The sequence below is a fragment of the Sulfuricurvum sp. genome, assembly GCF_028688295.1.
In the GTDB taxonomy this organism is placed as follows: domain Bacteria; phylum Campylobacterota; class Campylobacteria; order Campylobacterales; family Sulfurimonadaceae; genus Sulfuricurvum.
Genome location: NZ_JAQTYM010000016.1, coordinates 17,342 through 41,520, shown reverse-complemented (window position 1 = coordinate 41,520; position 24,179 = coordinate 17,342). Strand labels below are relative to the sequence as shown.

The window sequence follows — 24,179 nt, the reverse complement described above, 5'->3', positions numbered from 1 at the left end:
CTATAGAGAGGGGGAAACGCCCGGTCCCATTCCGAACCCGGAAGCTAAGACCCTCATCGCTCATAATACTGCATCTTTCAGGTGTGGAAACGTAGGTCGCCGCCTGGCTTTCAGAATTTATCCTTCTCTTCTTTTTAAACCTCATTCAAATAAATCCTATTAACTCAATCACTCATTACCAACCTATTATTGAATAGTTCTCAAAATAAGGTCAACTTTATAGCATGAAACAACTAACAATGATCGATACACGTGCAAAATGTTATAAATGCTATCGTCCAATTAGCTCTTGTATGTGCTCCTACGTCAAATCAATCGATACAACGACCAAATTTGTGATCTTAATGCATCCCAAAGAGTTCAAAAAGACAAAAAATGGGACAGGTCATTTAACTCATCTCTCTTTGAATAATTCTGAACTCTATATCGATGTCGATTTTAGTGAGCATAGTGCGATCAATGCACTGATAGAGAATGAGAATAATCTTTGTTTTGTCCTCTACCCTGGAAAAAACAGTATAAATATCAATACACAAAAGATTGAAACTAATGACAAGCAGATTATTATTTTCATAATTGATTCAACTTGGCCGTGTTCAGTAAAGATGCTCCGATTAAGTCGTAATCTTCAGCAATTGCCACGCCTTAGTTTTACCCATACTAAAATATCACAATTCCAAATAAAAGAGCAGCCAAAAGAGTATTGTCTATCTACTATTGAATCGACTCAAACGCTTTTAGAAATTTTAAATGCTCAAGGATTAGAATTGATAGATGAGGATGCTATCGAACATTTTTTAGATCCATTTATGGCTATGGTTAACTATCAGATTATGTCAGCATCAAGATCGAACGATACCGTTCGTTTTATCCCTAGAGAGGCTCTTTAAAGATTTTTATCGTCTTCAAATTCTTCGAAAAGACCTGATGCATCAACAATTTCATTATCTCTTTCTTTTATAGCTTCAGCTTCTTCTATTTTAGCGTACTCCATTTCAACGTATTCAATGAAATGCTCTAAATCATTTTCTGGGTTATAATCGGCGGCATATTCCAAAGCGATATCAATAAATTCAGCGCCACATCCAAAATTAATCAATTCTTGTTTTAAATTCATTTTTATCCTTTGTATTTTGTGATGACATTATAATAGGTTACTTTTTCTTTTTGTCATCTATCATCCATAAAAATGGATAAACTAATGTGCGTTTTACCATATTATAGGGGGCAGTTACAATTTCTTTTGCAATAGCTGTTTCAATTTTTGGATTCTCAATATTTCCGCTAATCGAGACTGTTGTTGATATTGACCCATCGTCACCAAAGAGGATATAACCAACCATAGGGACTTTTGCAAGCGCTGACCCAAGGTCTGTCTTGAGGGTAAGTGAGCCATTGAGAGTTTTGGTTTTTAAATTAGAATTTCCTTCACCTAATATTTTTATTTCCGGTGAGTTTAGGGTGAAATTATGAACGTTTACTATCCCATTTTTATAGTTAAACTGTGCATATCCTTCTTCTACTGGTAAACCTTGAGTATTGTAATTAGGAAGTGAAAATGTTGCTAATGATGGAACAGTATTGATGAAAGCTAACACATTGTTAAGAAGCTTATAGTCTTTTAAGATGGTATTTTCAACTCTCATAATTCCTTCGAATTCATCAGATTTGCCTTTAGCTTGAAATGAAAAATTACCACCGCTAAAATCGCTTAGGGCAAAAAGATCTTCCATAAATGTATCATTAAATCCTTTCCCGTTAATGTAAAAATCATTATTGCGTATTTTGAGGACGGCATTCCCACTTCTATGTTGCAGCGATGCATCTAAATCATCATTATTGAGTGTTGCTTGCATTGAATCAGCAAGTATTTTTCGATCTTTCATCAAAAATAGATAGGTGTTATCTGCATAGATTCGAATAGGAAGATACGAATTTTCTTTGTTGGGTATCAAGGAAGGTATTTGTTTTTGTGATGACAAAAATGCAAATAATTGAGGTACATTTATCCCCATATTCTTTGCTTTTATAAGAATATGATCTTCATATTTATTAATATTGATGCGGTTATTAACGCGTATTTGTGTATGACCATCTTGATAAGTGCCATTGAAGCGATAGTGTGAGATGGGGAGAGAATTAATCATCATAAGATGATACGGATACCGAATCAGCCCCTCAAAGCTATAACGCGAATTTTTCGGTGTGTAATAAATATTTAAATTTCCATCATTAATGTGATATTGACGTAATAGCGGAGAACGCTTTGTGAGTAGTGAAATATCATCCAGTGTTATTTTCCAACCATTAGGTATAGTCGTAAAATGCGTTTTTAGCGTATTGGCATCTAAAATAAGTTCTTGACCAGAAGCATCAACTTTAAGTTTGATATTTTCTTGAGTATCAACAAGTGGAGATACTTTTGGACTGATGGGAATAATATTACTGATATCAACTGAACCCAGCATCGTTCGTAACGAAAATTTACCGCTAAAATTCCCTTTGAATAAATCATCTAATACCGTTTCAATAGAATCAAAAGTAATTGTTTCTTTGTGCATGACAGCATTAAAAGGGGATAATAATAGTGGAAGTTGATTAATGCTCCATGCAGAACTTTGATAGCTGCGTAGAGTTGTAAGATTACTATCGTGATAAATATTAATCTTAAAAGGTGAATGGCTGAGTTGGATATCCCCGAGCTTAAAAGAATCAAGTTCTATTTGCATATCTGTATGTTTTTTTGTTCCGTCTAAAAGAGCGCTAATTTTTCCTTGAACAGTATTGGAAATTGAAAAAGGGACAGAGTGGAAGGAACTGGTTGCTTTTTGATAATCAAAGGGGGCTCGAAAGGCGTCTATAGTAAGCTTTTCTCCCATTAAATTCCACAATGATGGCATTACTACTAGCGAATCACCTTTTGGTGAGATAAGGTACGTTAATTGGAGAGGTTGAAGTGGACTGTATAGGTGTAAATGAGTTTTGTTTGAAAGAGGAGATATGTCAAAAGCTTCGATATTGACAGCACCTTTTCTTGATGTTGCATCATATTCACCACTCACTCTAGCATGTGCAATATCATCACCGTAATGGGCAGTAAATTGCTCAAATGTGACCTGCGTGTTGTGCAGTTTAACAATTCCACCATCTGAATATAGAGGAATGGAACTAAGCAGAATTTCCATAGATGATGGACGAAAAGTACCATTTGCTTTAGTTTCATGGGTATGGAGATTAACAGAGAGATTAAGATCGATATCACATATTCCTGACGTTTGTTGGATCGGAAGATCAATCTCATAAAAATGCAAAAGTTCTAAGATAGATTCGTTTAAGACAGCGCGTTTACTCAGAAGATGTATCTCCAGCATACTTTGTGGAGTTGTAAAGTCAATACTTAGACGGCTCTTTTCAGTTGGCAGATTATAAAAATGCCCCTTTAGAGGGAGAATGTAAAGTTTCCCATTGATAAATTTCAACTTAATATGTGGAGAATAGATAGGCTCAAACCCTTCTGCAAAGGTATATTCACCGTTTTTTACATAAGCGTCTGCACGTAATGAGGTGATAATTTCTTCAGGTTTATCATAATGAAACATACCCGATAAATGGTGAAGTGTAAATGATGAAGCTTTTGCGTATTGGATAATCCATGGCTGTATCTTGGCATCGACCTCGAAAAAATCGATAATTGGTTTTATGGTTGTTAGATTATTGTCAAAATTTGCCGTAAAACGTAATTGAGTGGTATCACCACGAGCTTTGAGATGCAGCGTTGGTATTTTAGGAAATTGCATTGATATATCAGCGTATAGCTGTTGTTCTATGAGCTCAATTGAGAGCTTTGCATCCACTAAAGCTCCTTTAATACTCCATTGCGAAGCATTTAGCTTAAATAGTTTTTCATCAATATTAAAGAAAGCAGTATACGAGACATTTTTGTCATACAGTGTAATTACGCCCGGTAAATTTTCACGATAATGAAGTGAAAAATTTAAGTGATCGTACACTACGGTATCAACCTTTATCTCTTTTACCCATTCTTTTGTATAACGTATAACTTGAGGTAGTTTGCCGAGAGGCTCTAGTGTTAGAGGATATTTTTCATGTTTTAAAGCGGTGAGATCAATTTTTGATGCATTGATAAGGAGTGAATTTTCCCATTTGAGATATAATTTCTCGATTATGAGCCCTTGATAGCTCAATCGATCGATTTTAATACCTTCAAGCAAAGCGACAAACGTGAAAAAAACAAGAAAAAAAGTAAATAGCAAACCTAAAAGAAGATATCTATGGGTTTTAGGGATGATTGTAGTAATGATTGTCTCTTTCATGACCTACCTGTTTTCAACCGTCACATCACCTAAAATTGTCTATATTCCACAAGGATCTGTCTTTAAAAGTATAGCACACCTCCAAGATGAAGGGGTAAATGTTTACCAATTTGATGCTTTTATTTTACGACTTCTAGGTCAGCCTCAACAAGGATGGATTGACATTAAAGAGGAAAAAATGTCGAGGATTAAATTTCTCAATCAATTAACAACCGCAAAAGCGGCAACACGACAAATTACCTTAATTCCTGGTGAGACAACGATTGTTTTTTTACGGCAACTTAGTGAGGAACTTTCGCTTGATATGAAAGTTCTGCAAAATAGCTATGAAAAATATGCCACTTTTAAAGAGGGGAGTTTTGTCCCGGACACGTATAGCATCCCAAATGAAATTAGTGAAGAGAAATTGATCGTACATCTTTTGAATGAGTCTGAGAAAAAAATGAGAAGATGGGCAGATGAGTATAAACAATCGTATGACAAAGATAAATGGTTACAAATTGTAACAAAAGCATCTGTTATACAAAAAGAAGCAGCTTCACTCGCAGATATGCCGTATGTCAGTTCTGTCATAGACAATCGAATCAAGTCGAACATGCGTTTGCAGATGGATGGGACTTTGAATTATGGAGAATATTCTCACCAAAAAGTGACGGCACGACGAATTAGAACAGACAAAACTCCCTATAATACGTATAAAAACAAAGGTTTGCCTCTCTATCCCGTTTGTAACGTATCTAAAGATGCGATACATGCGGCACTCTATCCTGCAAGGACGGATTATCTTTATTTCGTTCGTGGAAAGAACGGTGAGCATATTTATAGTAGTTACTTTTCTACACACCGTAAAAACATAGTAAATGCTACAAAATGAAACATTTTATCAACTTATTAACGCTAATAGACACTCAAATAGAAAAAATCTCTCGGTAAGTGTTATGATGTTTGTATAAAAAAAAATGACAGGAGAACCTGATGGCAAAAATCATTTGGTCAGTAATTGACGAAGCACCGGCACTAGCGACATATTCGCTACTTCCAATCGTAAATGCATTCACACAAGCCGCAGGCGTAGAAGTTGTTACAAGTGATATTTCACTTGCAGGTCGCGTTATCGCTACATTCCCAGAACGCATGAGTGATGCGCAACGCATCCCTGATAATCTTGCTCAGTTAGGTGTTATTGCTACGCAACCCGATGGTAATATCATCAAACTTCCAAATATCTCTGCTTCAATTCCACAGCTTAAAGCGTGTATTGAAGAGCTTCAAACTCAAGGTTACGATCTTCCGTCGTATCCGGAAGAGCCTAAAACAGATGAAGAAAAAGAGATTTTTGCACGTTATGCTACATGTCTTGGTTCAGCGGTTAATCCGGTTCTTCGTGAGGGTAACTCAGATCGTCGTGCGGCGGTTGCGGTTAAAAACTTTGCAAAGAAAAACCCACACAAACTACGTGCGTGGGATGCGGATTCAAAAACTCGCGTTGCCCACATGAACAGCGGTGATTTCTACGCGAATGAGCAATCAATCACTAAAGTAGGGGATGGCAAAGTTGTTATTTCTTTGAACGGCAAAACTCTTAAAGAGATCAATGCGGTTGATAGTGAAGTACTCGATGGTACCTTCTTGAGTGCAAAAGCGTTACGTTCATTTTATGCTGATGCGATTGCAGAAGCGAAAGAGAAAAACATCCTTTGGTCTATCCACCTCAAAGCAACGATGATGAAAGTATCCGATCCGATCATGTTCGGTCATGCGGTATCTGTCTTCTTTAAAGATGTATTTGAAAAATACGGAGCTGATTTCAAAGAGATCGGTGTTAACCCGAACCTCGGTCTTGGTGATCTATACAAAAAATTGGCAAAACTCCCCGCTGATAAAAAAGCGGAGATCGAAGCGGCTATCATGGCGGTTTACCCGACTCAACCGGCTATGGCAATGGTTGATTCTGATAAAGGGATCACGAACTTACACGCATCTAACGACGTGATCATCGATGCATCACTACCGGTTGTGGTACGTGATGGCGGTAAAATGTGGGATCCGGCAGGGAAAGTACAACAATGTATCGTAACAATCCCGGATCGTTGTTACGCAACCATGTACTCAGAGTGTATTGAAGATTGTAAGAAAAACGGACAATTCGACGTTACGACTATGGGTTCAGTATCAAACGTCGGTTTGATGGCTCAAAAAGCGGAAGAGTACGGCTCACACCCGACAACATTTGAAATTGCAGAAGACGGCGTTGTAAGTGTATCTGATGATAGCGGCGTGTTGATGACTTTCAATGTTGAGAAAGGTGATATCTGGCGTATGTCGAGAGCGAAAGATATCCCGATCAAAGACTGGGTACGTCTTGCGGTTGAGCGTGCAGAGATCGAAAACGTTCCGGTTGTGTTCTGGTTAGATGAAAACCGTGCGCACGATGCTGAAATCATCAAAAAAGTGAACGCGTACCTTCCTGAGTTCAACAAAAATGGAATTGAGTACCACATTTTGGCTCCTGAAAAAGCGATGGCGTTCTCTTTGAAACGTGTACGTGCAGGGCAAAACACCATTTCAGCAACAGGTAACGTTCTTCGTGACTATTTGACTGACTTGTTCCCAATCCTTGAGCTTGGAACGTCGGCTAAAATGCTCTCTATTGTTCCTCTTCTTGCAGGTGGTGGATTGTTTGAAACAGGTGCGGGCGGATCGGCTCCGAAACACGTTGAGCAATTCGTAAACGAGGGTCACCTTCGTTGGGATTCATTGGGTGAATTCTTGGCTCTTGCTGAGTCACTACGTCACATCAATAAAACGAAAAAAGATAACAAATTGAGCGCTCTTACAGCGGCTCTCGATGAAGCAAACGCGGCGTATTTGGATAATAACAAAGAACCATCACGTAAAGCGGGTGAGCCGGATAACAAAGCAAGTCATTTCTTCTTGGCTCAATACTGGGCAAAAGCGTTGGCTGAGCAAACTGTGGATGCAGAACTTGCATCAAAATTTGCTAACGTGGCTAAAGCGTTGTCTGAAAATGAAGCTAAAATCATGGAAGAACTTCTAGCAGTAGAAGGAAAACCTCAAGATATCGGCGGTTACTTCCATCCGGACACAGTGAAAGCAACAGCTGCTATGCGTCCAAGTGCAACATTGAACACCATTATTGGCGCAATCTAAGTGCTTAGATTCCGGTTCGCCGGAATCGTTTTTTATCTGTAGAATTTTCTCTATAGATAAAAGGCGATTTAATCGTCTTTTATTTCTCTAATAATAAGAGAAATACTGATATGACACAAGGAGTAGGAAAATGGTTAAAGGAAAACGTGTCGGAATCGTAGGGGCAGGAAATGTCGGTTCGACGATTGCTTACTCTCTTGCAATGCTTGGCTCTTGCCATGAGATCATTCTTCGTGATAATAAAATCGAAATTGCAAAAGGAAAAGCACTTGATATGTCACAAGCGGCTGCCGCTGTTCGATCACATTCAACCGTAATTGTTGCAGAAACAATGGCTGATATGACCGATTGTGACGTCGTTGTCATTACTGCTGGAAGCCCACGTCTTCCGGGGATGAGTCGTGATGATTTATTGATGATCAATGCAAATGTTACCCGTGAAGTAATCGAGGGAGTTGCAAAATACTCTCCCAATGCAATCGTTATTATGGTTTCTAACCCTCTGGATGCTATGACCTATGTGGCATTGCGTGAGAGTGGTTTTGATCGCAGCCGCGTTATCGGTATGGCGGGAGTATTGGACAGTGCTCGTATGGCGGCATTTATCCAAGAAAAACTCGGATACGGCGGCGGGCAGATTCGTGCGTCGGTTATGGGTGGACATGGGGATGATATGGTTCCTCTTCCGCGCTATTCGACGGTTGCGGGTGTTCCTCTTTCCGATGTCTTAACTCAGGATGAAATCGATGAGATTGTTCAACGCACACGCAAAGGGGGAGCGGAAATCGTAGCGCTTCTCCAAACAGGATCAGCTTATTATGCTCCGGCAAAAGCAACAGCGATTATGGTAGAAGCGATCTTGAAAGATACCAAGCAAATTCATCCGTGTGCCGTTTACCTCGAAGGGGAATACGGTTTTCATGATGTGGTAAGCGGTGTTCCTGTTATGTTGGGAGCCAACGGTGCCGAGAAAATCATTGAAGTAACGTTGAATGAGACGGAAAAAGCAATGTTTGCCGCATCATGTGCCTCGGTTCAAGGGTTGATTGATACCCTCAACACAAATAAATTTTTTGAAGGAGCCAAATAATGAGTTATCGCATCGAAAAAGATACGATGGGTGAAGTTCGAGTACCGAATGACACTTACTGGGGAGCGCAAACACAGCGTTCACTGGAGAACTTCCAAATCGGTGAAGAGAAAATGCCGTATGAAATTACAAGAGCATTTTCTCTTCTCAAAAAAGCGGTAGCGTTGGTTAACTGCGATCTTGGAATGTTGAGTAAAGAAAAAGCGGATGCTATCGCTCAGGCGGCAGATGAGATGCTCTCAGGCAAACTTGATGCTCATTATCCTCTCGTGGTATGGCAAACGGGTTCGGGTACTCAGTCAAACATGAACAACAATGAAGTGTTGGCAAGCCGTGCAACCGAGATTCTCGGCGGTGATTTCCGTACTCAAAAACTGGTTCACCCGAACGATGACGTTAACAAATCACAAAGCTCAAATGACACCTATCCTACTGCATTGCACGTAGCATCGGTGATCGCGGTAGAAACGCGTCTATTGCCTGCAATCGATCATTTACGTAAAACCTTGATCGCTAAAAGCGAAGCGTTCAGCGATATCGTCAAAATCGGACGTACCCACCTTCAAGACGCAACACCGCTCACTCTCGGTCAAGAGATCAGCGGTTGGGTAGAGATGCTCAACAAATGTGAAAAAATGGCAAAAGATTCTCTCGAATCGGTACGCGAACTCGCTCTAGGCGGTACAGCGGTCGGAACTGGGCTTAATGCTCATCCTGAATTAGGTGAGCGTGTAGCGGCAAAACTGACTGAATTAACAGGTCATAAATTTGTAACAGCACCGAATAAATTTCATGCGTTGACCTCTCATGATGCTCTTGTATTTGCACACGGTGCACTAAAAGCCCTTGCGGCGGATATGATGAAAATTGCGAATGACGTTCGTTGGTTGGCGTCAGGGCCGCGTTGTGGAATCGGCGAGATAACGATCCCTGAAAACGAGCCGGGTTCATCCATCATGCCGGGTAAAGTCAACCCGACCCAATCCGAAGCGGTGACCATGGTAACCTGTCAAGTTATGGGGAACGATGCATGTATCGGTTTCGCGGCGAGCCAAGGGAATTTTGAGCTAAACGTATTTAAACCGGTTATCGCCTATAACTTTTTACAGTCGGTTCGTTTGCTCGCAGATTCTATCGTGTCGTTTAACGATAACTGCGCGGTAGGGATCGAGCCGGTACGTGATCAGATCGACGCATATTTGAATAACTCATTGATGCTCGTTACGGCATTGAACCCGTACATCGGGTATGAAAACGCGGCAAAAATTGCCAAAACAGCACACAAAGAGAACTCCACACTGAAAGAGACCGCGATTAAACTCGGTCTACTTACAGCCGAAGAGTTCGATAAATATGTCATCCCTGAAGAGATGACAAGACCAATAGCGTAAACTTATAACAGGAGGAATGGATGAATATTCACGAATATCAAGCAAAAGAATTATTCAAAAAGTACAATGTACCGACCTTGCGCGGTCACATTGCATTTACACCCGATGAGGCGGTTAAAGCGGCTCAAGAACTCGGCGGAAGCATTTGGGTTGTTAAAGCTCAAATCCATGCGGGTGGACGTGGTTTAGGCGGTGGTGTTAAACTCGCTAAATCAACTTCTGAAGTACGTGAAATGGCGGCTCAAATCCTAGGGATGCAACTCGTAACGCACCAAACAGGACCTGAGGGTAAACTCGTACAAAAAGTTTACATCGAAGAGGGCGCTGACATCAAAAAAGAGTACTATCTTGGACTCTTGCTTGATCGCGCACTTGAAATGCCGATCATGATGGCATCTACTGAGGGTGGTATGGCGATCGAAGAGGTTGCCCACAATACTCCTGAAAAAATTATCAAAGTTTCTATCGATCCGTTGACAGGATTCCAAAGCTTTCACGGTCGTAAATTAGCATTTGGCTTGGGTCTTCCGGTTGAAGAGATCAACACGTTTATCAAATTTGCCGCTGCGCTGTACCGTGTTTACATGGATCACGATGCCGAGATGATCGAAATCAATCCTCTTGTTAAAACAGGCGATGGCAAATTCTTGGCACTGGATGCGAAAATGGGCTTTGATAATAATGCTCTTTACCGTCAAAACCAAGTGAACGAAATGCGTGACTTGAGTGAAGAAGAACCAACTGAGATTGAAGCGGACAAATACGGTCTTAGCTACATCAAACTTGACGGTAACGTCGGTTGTATGGTTAACGGTGCCGGTCTTGCGATGGGGACTATGGATACCATCAACTATGAGGGTGGTAAACCGGCCAACTTCCTCGATGTCGGCGGTTCTGCGAGTGCGGAAACGGTAGCTAAAGGGTTTGATATTATCCTCAAAGATCCAAACGTAAAAGCAATTTTCGTTAACATCTTCGGTGGAATCGTCCGTTGTGATCGCGTTGCTAACGGTATTATCGAAGCGACAAAAATCACTAACGTAAACGTACCGGTTATCGTACGTCTTGATGGTACAAACGCTATCGAAGCGGCAGAGATTCTAAAAAATGCCGGTATCGCTAACATCGTAGCGGCAACCGATCTTGCAGACGGCGCACGTAAAGCCGTTGCAGCAGCTAAGGGAGAGTAATTAATGTCTATTTTGGTCAACAAAGATACAAAAGTTATCGTTCAAGGTTTCACAGGTAAAGAGGGGACGTTCCATGCAGAGCAATGTATGGCATACGGCACCAAAATCGTCGGTGGGGTAACTCCGGGTAAAGGTGGACAAGAGCACCTCGGTCAACCGGTATTTAATACCGTAGCTGAAGCGGTTGCAAGCACGGGCGCTACTGTCTCTATGATCTTCGTTCCACCGGCTTTCGTTTCTGATGCGGTTATGGAAGCGGCAGATGCAGGGATCGCTCTTGCGGTTATTATTACCGAAGGCGCTCCTGTAAAAGACATGATGTTTGCAAAAGCGTACGCGGTTAAAAAAGATATGATGACCATCGGGCCAAACTGTCCGGGAATTATCACTGCAGAAGAGTGCAAAATCGGGATTATGCCGGGGTTCATTTTCAAAAAAGGGAACATCGGTTTGATCTCTAAATCAGGGACGTTGACCTATGAGTCTGCGAACCAAGTCGTTAAAGAGGGATTTGGTATTACGACTGCGGTCGGTATCGGCGGTGACCCGATCATTGGTCTCTCGTACAAACAACTCCTTCCGATGTTCGAAGCAGATCCTGAAACACATGCGATCGTTATGATTGGTGAGATCGGCGGAGACTTGGAGATCCAAGCGGCGGCGTATATCAAAGAGCACATCACCAAACCGGTTGTTGCGTTCATCGCGGGTCAAACCGCACCTGCAGGTAAACGTATGGGTCACGCTGGAGCAATTATCTCCGGTGGTGCAGGTACAGCGGCAGAGAAAATGGCAGCTCTCGAAGCGGCTGGTGTAAAAGTTGTTGTCTCTCCAGCGGATATCGGAAAAGCACTCGCGGAAGTGATGAAAAAATAATGATAGCTACTTTTGAAGTTGCAAATGTTCGTTGCGGCGGGTGTGCCAATACGATAACAACGTCACTTCAAAAAAGTGGATTTGAAGAGGTCAGTGTTGATCTATCGTGCGAGCCTCGTAAAGTAACAGTAGAGATTGCAGACGAGGCGCAATTAGCACAAGTTCAGGCTATTTTAAGAAGTCTCGGATATCCTCTAACCACTGATGAGAGAGGATTTAGCGAAGATACGATTTTAAAAGCCAAAAGCTTTGTGTCGTGTGCACTCGGTAAAATAAATTAGTTTAATCTAAAATTGAGGAGAAGGAATGTCAATATTTAAAGCGCCAGAAAACACTCCGGTGTGGGTTGATGAAGCAAGATGTAAAGCTTGTGATATCTGTGTATCAGTGTGTCCGGCAGGAGTCTTAGCTATGAGACTTGAGCCGACATCGACACTTGGAGCTATGATTGAGATCGTAGCGGCTGAAGCATGTATCGGCTGTAATGATTGTGAACTTAATTGTCCTGATTTTGCTATTTACGTAGCGGATAAATCTGAATACAAGTTTTCAAAACTTTCAGATCAAGCTAAAGAGAGAGCTGAAGCTATCAAGAAAAATAAATATATGAAGCTTAGCGCTTAAAAGGAGCAAAATATGGAATTGAGAGAAGTAATTTCAACCGGTAACGATTTGGCGGCTGAAGCTGCGGTAGACGCAGGATGTATGTTCTTCGGAGGATATCCGATTACTCCATCATCTGAAGTTATGCACACCATTTCAGACCTTTTGCCTGAAGTCGGTGGTACGTGTATTCAGATGGAAGATGAAATTGCAGGTATTGCTGCAGCAGTAGGTGCCGGTATGGCGGGTGTTCGTACTATGACCGCTACATCAGGTCCTGGGGTATCTCTTAAAGCGGAAAACCTCGGTTTAGCGCAAATGGCAGAGGTTCCTTTGGTTCTTGTTAACGTTATGCGCGGTGGTCCATCAACGGGTCTTCCGACACGTGTATCTCAAGGTGACGTACGTCAAGCACGTAACCCATCACACGGTGACTATCGTTCTATCACCCTGTGTGCAGGGAACTTGGCAGAGTGTTATACGGAAACCGTTCGTGCGTTCAATCTAGCGGATCGCTTCATGCAACCGGTAATCGTCCTTTTGGATGAGACAATCGGTCACATGCACGGTAAAGCGATGATCCCAACGGTTGAAGATGTTAAAAAAGGGATCGTTCCTCGTAAAGTCTTTACAGGTGCACCTGCAGATTACCGTCCATACGGAGTCGGTGATGATGAAGCAGCGGTTCTTAACCCTATGTTCCAAGGATATCGCTACCACTTCACAGGGCTTCACCATGATGGTAAAGGGTTCCCGACGGAAGAGATTGAAACGTGTCGTAAATTGATTCAACGTCTTGAAGACAAAGTCATGATGCATACGGATGAAATCGAACTTAATGAAGAGTATATGTGTGATGATCTTGAAGAAAACGATGTATTGATCATCGCGTACGGTTCAGTATCATTGGCAGCAAAAGAGTCGATTCGTCACCTTCGTGCAGCAGGGATCAAAGCGGGTCTTTTCCGTCCGATTACCTTGTGGCCAAGTCCGGCTGAGCGTATCAAACATTTTACCGATAAAGTGAAAAATGTTCTATGTGTTGAGTTAAATATTCGTCAATACACCGAAGAAGTTGAACGTGTTGCAAGCCGTCTCGATATTCACGGTTTGTACAAAGTGAACGGACGAGCTATCTCTCCGTATGAAATCGTTAACAAAGTGAAGGAGATCATCTAATGGCTTTCAATTATGACCAATATTTACGTTTAGAAAAAATGCCTACACTCTGGTGTTGGGGATGTGGTGACGGTGTAATTCTTAAAGCCGTTATTCGTGCAATCGAAACTTGTGGTTGGAAACAAGATGATGTGTGTGTCGTATCCGGTATCGGATGTTCTGGCCGTTTCTCATCGTATGTTGATTTCAACACCGTTCATACAACACACGGTCGTACGGTAGCATTTGCAACCGGTATCAAACTTGCTTTCCCGGATAAAAAAGTTATCTGTGTAGCGGGTGACGGTGATGCATTGGCAATCGGTGGTAATCACACGATTCACGCATGTCGCCGTAATATCGACATCAAATTTATCGTTATTAATAACTTTATCTATGGATTGACTAACTCTCAAACCTCTCCTACTACTCCTCAGGGTATGTGGACGGTGAGCCAAAAATCAGGGAATATCGACCCAACATTCGACGCATGTAAACTTGCGATTGCTTCAGGTGCTTCATTCGTAGCGCGTGAGACGATGCTTGATCCGAAAAAACTTGAAAAAGTTTTGGTAAAAGGGTTCCAGCACAACGGATTCGCGTTCTTTGACGTTATGTCAAACTGCCACATCAACCTTGGCCGTAAAAACAAAATGCAAAGTGCGATGGAAAACCTTGAGTGGATCGATAGTATCACAACTCCATTGAAAAAATGGGAAGCACTTAGCGAAGAAGAAAAAATAAACAAATTCCCTACGGGCGTTTTGAAACACGACGAAAATGCGAAAGAGTACTGCGATATGTACAAAGAAGTACAAGCATTCCATCAAGGTAAACGTAAAACGATTACCCAAGACGATTTCGCGAAGAAAATTTAAGGAGAACACTATGGCTAGAACATTAATGAGATTTACAGGTGTTGGCGGACAAGGTGTTCTTCTTGCGGGAGAAATTTTCGCTGCTGCAAAAATCAAAGAGGGTGGTCACGGTCTTAAAACCGCTACCTATACATCACAAGTACGTGGTGGACCGACCGTTGTTGATATCACTTTGGATGATGAAGAGATTTTCTATCCGTATGCAAATGACGGTGAAATCGATTTCATGCTCTCTGTTGCCCAAGCGAGCTACAACCTTTTTAAAGGTGGTGTTTCTGAGGGTGGTACTATCGTTGTTGAGCCAAACTTGGTTCATCCGAGTGATGAAGATCGTAAACGATGGAACATCGTTGAGATTCCAATCATTACCATCGCAAAAGATGAAGTTGGAAACGTTATTACTCAATCGGTTATCGCTCTTGCGATTGCTAACACGTTTATGAAAGCATTGGACGATGAATTACTTCGCGGTGTTATGCTCTCGAAAGTACCGGCAAAAGTACACGATGTTAACAACAAAGCGTACGATCTCGGTAAAAAATACGCTCTCGAAGCGATGGCTTCTTAATTTTCCGCTTAGGCGGGAAATTCCCCCGACAGACTAATTTTTCCCTTTCCATCCCCCTTAATCTATAGTTTGATACGCTGTCACAACACAAAAGGAGTTCATTATGTCAAGATTTGAAGCACTATTCGAAGACGAAGACGATATTTTCAGCGGTTCACCGCAATCAAAGTATTGGGATATCGCCAAACAAGTGAGCGAAGATTTATACCAGTATGATTTTGATGAAATCATCACGAAAATCGCGGTTATGGAAAAGATGCTGATGAAGCAGCACGATGAAGACGATCTAAACCGCATCGTAGAGAGTTATGCTTTGATGAACCAAGAAGAGATCGAATTGCATAAAAAAAGTCTCTACATGGAATATGCAGGACGTTTGATCTATAAACTTTCCGATTGATATTCATTTTCGTCATTCCCAACTTGATTGGGAATCCACCTCTTTAGTTCTCTTTTTAATCAACTTTTCAATATAATTTTATAGGTACAACAGGTGATAGCTTGGAACTAGTAATCCCAAGAGGTAAAGTCCGGGCTGCTGTAGGACACGGTTCCATCTAACGGATGGCCATGGTAACATGAGGGATCAGTGCAACAGAGAGTAGACCGCCTCGCAAGAGGTGAGGGTGAAACGGCGGGGTAAGAGCCCACCAGTCTCTTAGGCAACTAGGAGAGCTATGTAAACCCAACCGGGCAGCAAGAAACAGATGGTTAGCGTCCTACATCGCTATTGTTTCGCTAGAGGCCTAGAGTGATCTAGGCAGTAGATTAATTATCACTTCATCCAGAACCCGGCTTACGTTGTACCTACTTACATTTCTTATGATACAATAATCAAATATTTATTTATGATTAGGAGTATTGATATGCCTGAAATCAGTAGCTTTTACGGTATTCGCGTTTATATCAATTTTCGTGAGCATAATCCTCCTCATTTTCATGCAGAATATGCCGAATTTAAAATCATTGTCTATCTTGATGGTTGGATTGTAGAGGGTAAATTCCCGAAACGTGCCCTTCAAATGCTTTTAGAATGGGCAGAACTTCACAAAGATGAATTGATCGCAGATTGGAATTTGGCGATGGATAAAAAACTACCACAAAAAATTGAACCTCTTAGATAAGGAGCATAGTATGATTTTAGAAGTAACACATGCAACCTATTTAGATGGATATAACCTCAAACTAGTCTTCAATCATACGATAGAGCGAGTTGTTGATTTATCGCATGAGCTTGATGGGGAGATTTTTGTGCCGTTGCACGATATGGACTATTTCAAATCTTTTTTCATCGATTGTGGAACAATCAGTTGGAAAAATGGAGCTGACATTGCCCCAGAATATTTATTCTTTATATCACAAAAGGTAGGGGAAAAGGTTTCTGAGGATGAAGTGGAAATGGAAAATAAAGTGAGTGGGCTTTATTCGTTGGGGAATGTAGGGTAATAGTTTATATATATTGAGAGACTAGCTTCATATTTCCAATACCTTCCCAAAGCTCTCTATTTCCTACAATATAAAAATTTTGTTTCGACCTAGAAACAGCTACATTGAGTAAGTTAACATTGTTTGTTGCCCAACTTCTTGCTCCATTTTGCGTAGGACAAGGTGCACCCAAAAGAAGAATTACGGCTTTCGCTTCCTTGCCCTGAAATGTATGTACCGTTCCAATATTGTTCTTAATCCAATCACTAGGATTGGAAATTCCAAAATTTAAAAGCCGTTCTTGTTCATGCTCCATTCGTCTTCTCATTCTTTCAGCAACAATTTTAAAAGGTGTAATCACAAAAATATCTGGATCACCTGCGAAATACTCAATAGCTTTTAGCAGCATATTACATACTTGTTCGCCTTCTTCAGGGCACCATTTTTCTTCTACGCCTCCGCGTACATCGAACCAAAAAGTTTGGACTCCGAATAACTCTGTAATGTCGGATTTCTTTGTGATTGTGGCATGAACCATTAATCCACAGTAGGCTAGCTTGTTAGAGATTGAGAACATAGGGTTTTCACAGCGACGATGTACAAGAAGAGGCGTTCCAATTCTAATTTCACTTAAATCTCTTGGGATTGTAGCACCATAGATATTGGATTTATCCGAAAGAATTTGAACAGACGCATCTGGCGCAGTCCATTCCGTAGGATCAACTCCTAGATGTTTCGATATCCCCTCAATTATTGAGGACGGAAGTGTTACCACTGGCTCAATTTGTAAAGGATCTCCTACACTTAGTACACGCTTGGCTTTGAAAATGGCTCCAATAGCTTCTTGTGGGGATGCCTGTCCTGCTTCATCAATCAATAACCATCCAAAACTTTCTTTTGGAAGTTCCTTGAGCATCCGCCCAACAGATGCAAAGGTTGTAGACATAACGGGCACAACTAGAAAAGCACTCGACCAAAGGTCTGGTAGCAATTGTTGCTTGTCATGTGGAAGTGAACTACCGCTTAAGCACGAAAAAAATGCGGCCATATTTTGACGAAGCTTTTGACTAGAAGCATCTATAAAAGCTTTGTGTAATTTTATAGATGCAACAAAAACATCATCCCTCAATCGTTGCACTTTATCCGTAAAATTTGGTGTGAATGTTTGCTGTTCTTCATGACTTAAAAGCCATAAATCAGGTGTTACTAATTTCCCACCACAAATTTCAGAGTACTTTTCTAATTTTGAAATAGCTTCACTCAATTCATTTTCAAATACTTTTTCATCTGATTGACATTTAATATATTCGGATTCCAGATTTTCGAGCTTTTTAATAGCGTTTTGTGACTGCATAAGTAGTTGATTGTAATTGTCACGATGCTCTAAGAATTTTGAATAAATATGCTGGTAGTCGTCTTTCCATATTTGCCATTGTGAACGCATAAAGATACGTACCAAAAAATTGGGCTTTCGAGATAAAGATAATTTTTCTTTTTCTTGCTCTATATTAAGAGAGACTTCACTTTGCTTTAAAACAATTTTTAGATTCTCATTGTTAACTTTAGCGAGTTTGATACTTTCAAGTAATTGAATTTGCTTTGCTTGATTGTTGGCAATATTTATTTTCAGCCGAGAAATAAGATGATAATTTTCGTATGCACTCTGTGCTAAAGCAGTCATATTTGCAGCAGCATTTAAGGTTTTGCTAAATTCCTCTTTTGCTTTTTCCCAACGAGCTTTGGCCTCAACTAGATTTTTAGGTGGATCACATTCTTCGATAATTTTTGGGATAATTTCTTTACCGTTTTCATCTATATCAAAGTTTAGTTGTCCAGTGATGTATTTAAAATATTTTTTTAATGAAGAATTGTCATCCCACCACGCTTTATCGATAAAAGCACTTCTATTTTTTGAATTTCCTAAAACAGCTGCGATAATTCCCCATGTTTCGGTGTCTTCACCTTCCCCTGATAACTGATCACTCAAGGTTTTAAAAAAATTAAGTTCCTCGATATTTTCAGCGATCTGTGATTTTCGAGGTAACTCTTTACTAATATTTTCGACGGCTTTGTTATTAGAAGAAGCTACAAGTATTTCATGACCACTAAGTGACTCGTTTAGTTTATAAAGATGAATGAAATTATTGCCTAGCTTCATTTTTCCTGCATAATCAAATGCATCTTCTGCATCTTTAAACTTCAATAATATTTTGGATCGTTCAAGAAGTACGGCAGCAACAATATCACGTAACAAAGTTGTTTTACCTGTTCCTGGCGGTCCGTTTACAGAAAATAGACCTTCTGACCGAAGCTCATCTAATGCTATATTAACCGATGCCTGTTGTAATAGTACAAGTGAATGGTTTCCCTTCCCTGGCCAGCGAGCAAGAGGTGTTTTTATTGGCTCAAGTGCTTTTTCAATGTATATTTTATCTTTTAATATATCATGAGTGCTTTCAGGTTTTAATATCCCAAGATACTGTGATAAAGCTTTGCCACATTTCCCAGTCTCTATAGTTTGTTTAGCTCTTTGTAAATCATTGAGATAAAAACTATTCAGCAGGGGTGTTTCTGGTTCACCTTTACTAAAGGGCTGATACAGCCGAATAGCGAAAGTTGGAGGAGTGCATTCACCTTGGGAAAGATAATAGTTTTGTGTAATCCAGTTAAAAGCTTCTACTGCTTTATTGAGCGAAAAGGGTAAAAGTTGTCCCTCATCATCTTTTTGGTAGATTATTTTTTCTAAGCCATTTTTGAGGTGTTTTTCAGCTATTTCCCAATACTTTAATTCACTTAACTTTCCTTGCATTGCCATCATATAAGCCCAACCAAAACTAGATATAGCCAGTCCCGTATCGGGCAATGGTATCCCATTTTTATTAAGCAAAACAACACCAAGCGATGCTAGCCCTTTGCTTTGTTGGCGCTCAATATGCTTATCTTGATATTTGCTAAGTAATTGAATAGTTGCTTTTTCTAAGCCAATTGCACCCAGATAAACAAGATAGTAAAGATTATTATTTGGTTTGGATTTTTCGCCTAAATTCCATGGTTCTTGTCCTGATTTTAGATAGCATACAGAACCTTGTCCAATGATGAGATCATTAGGAGTTTTATAAGATTGTGGTGAAAGAGCCTCAATAGCCATCCATGTATCGAGAATATTTTCAGGACGGATATCAATTGGTTTTATGTTAGGTTCTTTATCTCCAAAACTAGCTATTATGTCTTTATTTGAAGACAATACTTTATTCCAGTCTATTGGTTTTTCTTCTTCTAAATTTTCGGGATCATATTTATTTTTTTGGATGATTGGAAACGCAATTGTAGTTGCAGTAGAATTAGAAAAATTAACCTCATCAAAAGGAATTAAAGATTGTTCTGTGCTCAATATATTTTGGATTTTATGTAGAAGCTTTCTTGCACTTTGCGTTGATCTATGCATCAGTTCTTCTTCAAGTTCTTCTAAAACGCCATAATCATTTATGGAATTTTCATAAATATCTTCGAGTTCAGAGATTTTATATTTAAAGTATTTTCGGTTTTGCATTATCTTTCATTTATCTTTAATATTATGTTTTATTGCAAGCTCAAACTATTCTCAGCCCCACATCTTCATACTGCTTAAATTTAGAATCATCCGAAACCAACGTATATCCCTGCTGAATACAGTCCCAAATAATCAAACGATCAAACGGATCTCGATGGTTGTCCATTTTTTGAAGTTTGTAAACACTAGACATACTCAGAGGATCAACGCTATGGATTTCAATCCCCATTTGTTTAACAACATCTTGTAGCTCGTCGGGAGCTAATCCTTGAAGCTCCAGTTTTCCTAAGCCGTATTTCAAAGCAATTTCCCAAAAGCTGATATTGGTAACAAAAACACCGTTTTTCGGATTTTTGAGTAGTTCCAGCTTTTTAGTATCTATCTTGTCAGGGTCAAAAATAAGCCATAGCAGAATATGAGTATCGATGATATATTTCATAACCCTAAAAGCTCCTCTTCGCTCATTGCAAAATCATCGCTAAAACGGACACTTCCTTTGTTTTTGTACAAACCGAATTTGCGCTCTTCTTGATTTTCAATGTAAGGATCGTAGGGGACTATCATCGCTACTTTTTTGTGGTTTTTACCATACTCAATGATAAAGGTTTTTCCCTCTTCTTGAACCAAATGCAAGATATTGGAAAAATCACTTTTTAATTGTCCTACCTGTATCGATTGCATGGGATAACCTTTTCTATTTTAGATCATCATAACACTTAATTGACAAGTTGTCAAGTTCATGCTTTAAGAATTAGGAGAATAGTGGACTATGTATTAATGTTTCACTTAAAACTCCATTCCCACCCCATTTTATTCATACACTCATTAAACGATTTTTTCCTCACAGGTTCATTATAATCTTGCCAGCTGTAGGTGGGCGGGAAGATGAATCCTCTTTTTGTATGAGAGAAAATAGTGGGTGTGTTATGGGAGATAGTCGGGTATTGAGAACCTGCTTGAAAAGGACTGCTGTAGTAGAGCGGCGGAAACAAGGTTGTGGCTTTTTGTGCACATTGGCTTTGATCCATGATAAAAGCGGGTGTTCCCATTTGGACGCACAACCATGATCATACGTGATCGTTTAAGCTCGAACGATTATATCGAATATAGCACTATACATCGTACCTATCTTCTAACTGCTATCCAACTCTATAACAATTTCGTCCTTCTTCTTTTGCACGGTAGAGAGCATCATCAGCACGTTTGAATAAATCTAATGCTGAATCAGTACCAGATCGCTGTGCAATCCCTGCACTTATATGAATATGCTGAGAAATTTTAAAATCATGAATTGAAACTTTTTGCATTACACGTGCAACCAATTGTTCTGCATCTTCACTATTTTCTTTGAACGTCAAAATAGCAAATTCTTCACCACCGATACGATAGAGATGATCCTCTTCTCGTAGATTGGAACGTATGAGAGATGTTAAGCTGATAAGGATATTGTCTCCTACTTGGTGCCCATAGGTATCATTTATATTTTTGAAAAAATCTATGTCAAAGATGATGAGTGTCAAGGCAGGATTGTTAATGCGATCTACGAGATCGGTATCAAAACTTCTACGATTGTAGACATTGGTTAATCCATCACGTTCGGCAAGAATCGAAAGGTTTTTATTTTTTTCTTCAATGATTTGCTGTTTATGATCAAGTCGTCGCATAAAAAAGAGGACAATACCAAATAAACTAAGTAAAAAAAGTGTCAGCATTCCCATTATAAGGTAGAAAATCCGATTTGCTTCTGCCAATTCGTCATCAAAGGGCATTTTGAGAGATATGATGGCACGGATATTGCCAACTTTTTCTCCAAATCCCGCTTTATCTCCGTATTGTTCGATTAATTCAGTAGGTGCCTTATCGGGAGTCGAATGACATTTCATGCAAGAATCTTTATTTGGCTTTATGGGCATAGCGTAATAAATATAGTTATGGTTGTTTTCTTGGACAATAGAACTGTATTCTTTGACATCTGGATTCATTCGAAAATATTGGAGCAAATTTCGTTCATCAGCAGATGCACTATTCAGTGTATTTCTAGGATTGTCCGTTGCTAGTTTGTAGTAAATACGTGTAATGTTATGTTCATCTCTAAGTACATTAAGCTGTTGATGAATTCCACGAGCAATATAGGTAAAAGATAAAACTTTCGGATCAAAAAAATCGCTGTAGAGTTTATTTTCCTCTTTAAGTTTGTAAATAACCGGTTTTAAATGATCTTCGAGATAGCTATGCAACGCTTCTTGGTTGAGTAGAAGCTGATCCAGTTTCTTTTTATTTTGATCTTCAGCATATTTGTGAGTATATTCATAGAGTGCCATACCTATTATTACGTAGCCTGCTATGAGTAATAATGAAAAAAAGAGAATAATATTTTTGTTTTTTAAGCTCATACTAGTACCTATGTGTAAAACTGTTTATGTTATATATTATAGCCTATTCATAGTCAAAAAAAATATCAAATAAAAGGGATTAAAAGCCATTTGTGTCTGCCTTTCAAAGCTAATTTATCTAAATAAAGCACTTGCATACCCAACAACACGGGTGCTATCTCCGCTCGCATCAGCACTGGTGCGATAATCGAGCAATACTGCTTCCATATTGCGTTTGTTGGCGACATCCAGCATTGCTTCAACTCCGATTTTTCCGCACGCTTCACACCCTTGATGCAACATCGTGCTGTTTTCATGTTTTATCGCTTCCAAACAGATTAAATCGAGTTTTTTCGCTTCATCCAACGTATAATAATGACTCAAATCGGTACTAATAACAACAGCAGTATCAGACTGATTCAGTAGATATTCGATAAGTGGAGATATCTGAATCGGATCAGAATAGGCATAAACCATCTCGATCACTTTTACATCGCGCATATAGTATTTGATAAACGGCATTTGAACTTCGGTACTATGTTCGTGATGGGCTTCTGAAAACGTAGTAAGCGAAAACTGCTTTTTGATATCATTGACGAGAGTCGTATCAATCACTAAATCACCCAACGGTGTTTGATAGAGTTCATGATCACCTATACTAACCCCCTCAAAACCGACTTTATGCGATGGTCCGATTACCACAACGGTTTTAGGATGAGTGTGTCTTAGAACACGAAAGGCAATATTGGCGGTAAATCCCGAATATACCCACCCTGCATGGGGAACGATTACCGCATTGCCGTTCAAGCTATCAAAACGTGCCGCTATATCAGAATGAGATTCGAGAACCGTGTTAAAATAATCTATCATAGTATTGATATCACTAGAGGATGCAGGATAAAAGCTTCCAGCAACAGACATCATTCTTTTAGACATCGTTCCCTTCCTTATGTTTTTCTACTTGATAGGTGTAAATTTCCGGATGAAAAGAGAGCGGATCGTGACCGATTCCGGCTTTGAGCCCTAAATGAGCAAAAAAATCATCAAAATCGGTAAGTTCTTCCCATACCTGAGGTAAAAACGTAGCTTGTTGATTCCCTAGACGCAAAATTACTCCATCGACTAGGGGACGAATCAACCTTCGAAGCTCTTCTTTTGAGGTATATTCAACACGTTTCGGCGACGTTAAAAGTGAAACTTCGATACGAATTTCTGGGAATTCTTCTGGAGTCAAAGAAGGAAAACGTTGATCACGAAATGCTGCTGATGAAGCATTGGATATTAAATCCTCAACCAGAGGTCTATGCGCTATTAACGATCCGATACACCCTCTTAGTTTTCCATGTAAAGTCAAGGTGACGAACGTCGCGTATGGCTGTGCGAGATCGGGATAGGCACGAAGCAGAGCATTGGTATCAATCTGCGAGTTTTCAAAAGCACTGAGGATGGCTTCTCTGGCAATCGTGAGGTACAATTGATTCATCATTAGGAGCCCCTTTCGATCTGTTTTTTTTATTCTAGCACTCCTAAACTTGCAAAGCAAGAGAAGCGGTACAACGATTGAAATCGTGAT

General features: G+C 39.9%; 23 protein-coding genes, 1 rRNA gene and 1 other RNA gene. 17 read left to right on the top strand and 8 right to left on the bottom strand.

Annotated features, from left to right (window positions below; genetic code table 11):
- A 5S ribosomal RNA gene (rrf, locus tag PHR02_RS05495) occupies positions 1-108 on the top strand; the annotation flags it as partial.
- Positions 109-224: 116 nt separating this feature from the next.
- Positions 225-890 carry a tRNA-uridine aminocarboxypropyltransferase gene (locus tag PHR02_RS05490; protein ID WP_299990017.1) on the top strand — a complete coding sequence of 222 codons (666 nt, stop codon included), beginning with the start codon at positions 225-227 and terminating at the stop codon, positions 888-890.
- On the opposite strand, the gene PHR02_RS05485 is transcribed toward PHR02_RS05490, so the two are convergent.
- Both PHR02_RS05485 and PHR02_RS05480 read right to left on the bottom strand, forming a co-directional pair.
- Complete coding sequence (locus tag PHR02_RS05485) at positions 887-1,117, bottom strand: hypothetical protein (protein ID WP_299990015.1); 231 nt, start codon at positions 1,115-1,117, stop codon at positions 887-889. The genes PHR02_RS05490 and PHR02_RS05485 overlap by 4 nt on opposite strands.
- A 37-nt stretch (positions 1,118-1,154) precedes the next feature.
- Positions 1,155-4,334 carry an AsmA-like C-terminal domain-containing protein gene (locus PHR02_RS05480; protein ID WP_299990013.1) on the bottom strand — a complete coding sequence of 1,060 codons (3,180 nt, stop codon included), beginning with the start codon at positions 4,332-4,334 and terminating at the stop codon, positions 1,155-1,157.
- On the opposite strand from PHR02_RS05480, the gene mltG reads away from it, so the two are divergent.
- The 15 genes from mltG (at position 4,306) to PHR02_RS05405 (ending at position 16,705) form a co-directional block, all read left to right on the top strand.
- Entirely contained in the window at positions 4,306-5,208 is a 903-nt protein-coding gene (mltG, locus tag PHR02_RS05475) for an endolytic transglycosylase MltG (RefSeq protein ID WP_299990012.1), read from the top strand. The genes PHR02_RS05480 and mltG overlap by 29 nt on opposite strands.
- 101 nt (positions 5,209-5,309) lie before the next feature.
- Complete coding sequence (locus PHR02_RS05470) at positions 5,310-7,505, top strand: NADP-dependent isocitrate dehydrogenase (protein ID WP_299990011.1); 2,196 nt, start codon at positions 5,310-5,312, stop codon at positions 7,503-7,505.
- Positions 7,506-7,635: 130 nt separating this feature from the next.
- Positions 7,636-8,595: a malate dehydrogenase gene (gene mdh, locus PHR02_RS05465; RefSeq protein WP_299990009.1), complete on the top strand. Its 960-nt coding sequence runs from the start codon at positions 7,636-7,638 to the stop codon at positions 8,593-8,595.
- Positions 8,595-9,986, top strand: a complete 1,392-nt coding sequence (fumC, locus tag PHR02_RS05460; protein ID WP_299990007.1) for a class II fumarate hydratase — start codon at positions 8,595-8,597, stop codon at positions 9,984-9,986. The genes mdh and fumC overlap by 1 nt, the downstream gene beginning before the upstream one ends.
- A 20-nt stretch (positions 9,987-10,006) precedes the next feature.
- Positions 10,007-11,176, top strand: a complete 1,170-nt coding sequence (gene sucC / locus PHR02_RS05455; protein WP_299990005.1) for an ADP-forming succinate--CoA ligase subunit beta — start codon at positions 10,007-10,009, stop codon at positions 11,174-11,176.
- 3 nt (positions 11,177-11,179) lie between these two features.
- Positions 11,180-12,052, top strand: coding sequence for a succinate--CoA ligase subunit alpha (sucD, locus tag PHR02_RS05450; RefSeq protein ID WP_299990003.1), 873 nt, complete (start codon positions 11,180-11,182; stop codon positions 12,050-12,052).
- Positions 12,052-12,333, top strand: a complete 282-nt coding sequence (locus tag PHR02_RS05445) for a heavy metal-associated domain-containing protein (RefSeq protein WP_299990001.1) — start codon at positions 12,052-12,054, stop codon at positions 12,331-12,333. Before sucD ends, PHR02_RS05445 begins: the two co-directional genes overlap by 1 nt.
- Positions 12,334-12,358: 25 nt before the next feature.
- On the top strand, positions 12,359-12,676 hold the full coding sequence (locus tag PHR02_RS05440; protein WP_299989999.1) for a 4Fe-4S binding protein: 318 nt from the start codon (positions 12,359-12,361) through the stop codon (positions 12,674-12,676).
- A gap of 12 nt (positions 12,677-12,688) precedes the next feature.
- On the top strand, positions 12,689-13,834 hold the full coding sequence (locus PHR02_RS05435; RefSeq protein WP_299989997.1) for a 2-oxoglutarate synthase subunit alpha: 1,146 nt from the start codon (positions 12,689-12,691) through the stop codon (positions 13,832-13,834).
- Positions 13,834-14,691: a 2-oxoglutarate ferredoxin oxidoreductase subunit beta gene (locus tag PHR02_RS05430; RefSeq protein ID WP_299989995.1), complete on the top strand. Its 858-nt coding sequence runs from the start codon at positions 13,834-13,836 to the stop codon at positions 14,689-14,691. Before PHR02_RS05435 ends, PHR02_RS05430 begins: the two co-directional genes overlap by 1 nt.
- Before the next feature lie 10 nt (positions 14,692-14,701).
- The gene (locus tag PHR02_RS05425; RefSeq protein ID WP_299989993.1) at positions 14,702-15,259 is read left to right on the top strand and encodes a 2-oxoacid:acceptor oxidoreductase family protein; all 558 of its coding nucleotides are present in this window, start codon (positions 14,702-14,704) and stop codon (positions 15,257-15,259) included.
- A 103-nt stretch (positions 15,260-15,362) separates the two neighbouring features.
- Positions 15,363-15,659: a DUF2018 family protein gene (locus PHR02_RS05420; protein WP_299989991.1), complete on the top strand. Its 297-nt coding sequence runs from the start codon at positions 15,363-15,365 to the stop codon at positions 15,657-15,659.
- Positions 15,660-15,740: 81 nt separating this feature from the next.
- Positions 15,741-16,073, top strand: an RNA gene (rnpB, locus tag PHR02_RS05415) — RNase P RNA component class A.
- A gap of 52 nt (positions 16,074-16,125) precedes the next feature.
- On the top strand, positions 16,126-16,383 hold the full coding sequence (locus PHR02_RS05410) for a DUF4160 domain-containing protein (RefSeq protein ID WP_299989990.1): 258 nt from the start codon (positions 16,126-16,128) through the stop codon (positions 16,381-16,383).
- A gap of 10 nt (positions 16,384-16,393) precedes the next feature.
- Positions 16,394-16,705 carry a DUF2442 domain-containing protein gene (locus PHR02_RS05405; RefSeq protein ID WP_299989988.1) on the top strand — a complete coding sequence of 104 codons (312 nt, stop codon included), beginning with the start codon at positions 16,394-16,396 and terminating at the stop codon, positions 16,703-16,705.
- A gap of 4 nt (positions 16,706-16,709) precedes the next feature.
- Here the strand turns inward: PHR02_RS05405 and PHR02_RS05400 are convergent, their stop codons facing one another.
- The 6 genes from PHR02_RS05400 to amrA form a co-directional block, all read right to left on the bottom strand.
- Positions 16,710-20,234, bottom strand: a complete 3,525-nt coding sequence (locus PHR02_RS05400; RefSeq protein WP_299989986.1) for an AAA domain-containing protein — start codon at positions 20,232-20,234, stop codon at positions 16,710-16,712.
- Between the two features lie 40 nt (positions 20,235-20,274).
- On the bottom strand, positions 20,275-20,673 hold the full coding sequence (locus PHR02_RS05395) for a type II toxin-antitoxin system VapC family toxin (RefSeq protein ID WP_299989985.1): 399 nt from the start codon (positions 20,671-20,673) through the stop codon (positions 20,275-20,277).
- A complete protein-coding gene (locus tag PHR02_RS05390; protein ID WP_299989983.1) occupies positions 20,670-20,915 on the bottom strand; it encodes a type II toxin-antitoxin system Phd/YefM family antitoxin in 246 nt (81 codons plus the stop codon). Before PHR02_RS05390 ends, PHR02_RS05395 begins: the two co-directional genes overlap by 4 nt.
- 458 nt (positions 20,916-21,373) lie before the next feature.
- Entirely contained in the window at positions 21,374-22,627 is a 1,254-nt protein-coding gene (locus PHR02_RS05385) for a diguanylate cyclase (RefSeq protein ID WP_299989981.1), read from the bottom strand.
- Between the two features lie 114 nt (positions 22,628-22,741).
- The gene (gene amrB, locus PHR02_RS05380) at positions 22,742-23,542 is read right to left on the bottom strand and encodes an AmmeMemoRadiSam system protein B (protein WP_299989979.1); all 801 of its coding nucleotides are present in this window, start codon (positions 23,540-23,542) and stop codon (positions 22,742-22,744) included.
- Positions 23,535-24,092 carry an AmmeMemoRadiSam system protein A gene (amrA, locus tag PHR02_RS05375; protein WP_299989977.1) on the bottom strand — a complete coding sequence of 186 codons (558 nt, stop codon included), beginning with the start codon at positions 24,090-24,092 and terminating at the stop codon, positions 23,535-23,537. The genes amrB and amrA overlap by 8 nt, the downstream gene beginning before the upstream one ends.
- Between the last annotated feature and the right edge of the window lie 87 nt (positions 24,093-24,179).

Bases quoted from the DNA above. Each gene is read 5' to 3' on its own strand.
- PHR02_RS05490 (WP_299990017.1), top strand. From the start codon at position 225: ATGAAACAACTAACAATGATCGATACACGTGCAAAATGTTATAAATGC.
- PHR02_RS05485 (WP_299990015.1), bottom strand. From the start codon at position 1,117: ATGAATTTAAAACAAGAATTGATTAATTTTGGATGTGGCGCTGAATTT.
- mltG (WP_299990012.1), top strand. From the start codon at position 4,306: ATGATTGTAGTAATGATTGTCTCTTTCATGACCTACCTGTTTTCAACC.
- PHR02_RS05480 (WP_299990013.1), bottom strand. From the start codon at position 4,334: ATGAAAGAGACAATCATTACTACAATCATCCCTAAAACCCATAGATAT.
- PHR02_RS05470 (WP_299990011.1), top strand. From the start codon at position 5,310: ATGGCAAAAATCATTTGGTCAGTAATTGACGAAGCACCGGCACTAGCG.
- mdh (WP_299990009.1), top strand. From the start codon at position 7,636: ATGGTTAAAGGAAAACGTGTCGGAATCGTAGGGGCAGGAAATGTCGGT.
- fumC (WP_299990007.1), top strand. From the start codon at position 8,595: ATGAGTTATCGCATCGAAAAAGATACGATGGGTGAAGTTCGAGTACCG.
- sucC (WP_299990005.1), top strand. From the start codon at position 10,007: ATGAATATTCACGAATATCAAGCAAAAGAATTATTCAAAAAGTACAAT.
- sucD (WP_299990003.1), top strand. From the start codon at position 11,180: ATGTCTATTTTGGTCAACAAAGATACAAAAGTTATCGTTCAAGGTTTC.
- PHR02_RS05445 (WP_299990001.1), top strand. From the start codon at position 12,052: ATGATAGCTACTTTTGAAGTTGCAAATGTTCGTTGCGGCGGGTGTGCC.
- PHR02_RS05440 (WP_299989999.1), top strand. From the start codon at position 12,359: ATGTCAATATTTAAAGCGCCAGAAAACACTCCGGTGTGGGTTGATGAA.
- PHR02_RS05435 (WP_299989997.1), top strand. From the start codon at position 12,689: ATGGAATTGAGAGAAGTAATTTCAACCGGTAACGATTTGGCGGCTGAA.
- PHR02_RS05430 (WP_299989995.1), top strand. From the start codon at position 13,834: ATGGCTTTCAATTATGACCAATATTTACGTTTAGAAAAAATGCCTACA.
- PHR02_RS05425 (WP_299989993.1), top strand. From the start codon at position 14,702: ATGGCTAGAACATTAATGAGATTTACAGGTGTTGGCGGACAAGGTGTT.
- PHR02_RS05420 (WP_299989991.1), top strand. From the start codon at position 15,363: ATGTCAAGATTTGAAGCACTATTCGAAGACGAAGACGATATTTTCAGC.
- PHR02_RS05410 (WP_299989990.1), top strand. From the start codon at position 16,126: ATGCCTGAAATCAGTAGCTTTTACGGTATTCGCGTTTATATCAATTTT.
- PHR02_RS05405 (WP_299989988.1), top strand. From the start codon at position 16,394: ATGATTTTAGAAGTAACACATGCAACCTATTTAGATGGATATAACCTC.
- PHR02_RS05400 (WP_299989986.1), bottom strand. From the start codon at position 20,234: ATGCAAAACCGAAAATACTTTAAATATAAAATCTCTGAACTCGAAGAT.
- PHR02_RS05395 (WP_299989985.1), bottom strand. From the start codon at position 20,673: ATGAAATATATCATCGATACTCATATTCTGCTATGGCTTATTTTTGAC.
- PHR02_RS05390 (WP_299989983.1), bottom strand. From the start codon at position 20,915: ATGCAATCGATACAGGTAGGACAATTAAAAAGTGATTTTTCCAATATC.
- PHR02_RS05385 (WP_299989981.1), bottom strand. From the start codon at position 22,627: ATGAGCTTAAAAAACAAAAATATTATTCTCTTTTTTTCATTATTACTC.
- amrB (WP_299989979.1), bottom strand. From the start codon at position 23,542: ATGTCTAAAAGAATGATGTCTGTTGCTGGAAGCTTTTATCCTGCATCC.
- amrA (WP_299989977.1), bottom strand. From the start codon at position 24,092: ATGATGAATCAATTGTACCTCACGATTGCCAGAGAAGCCATCCTCAGT.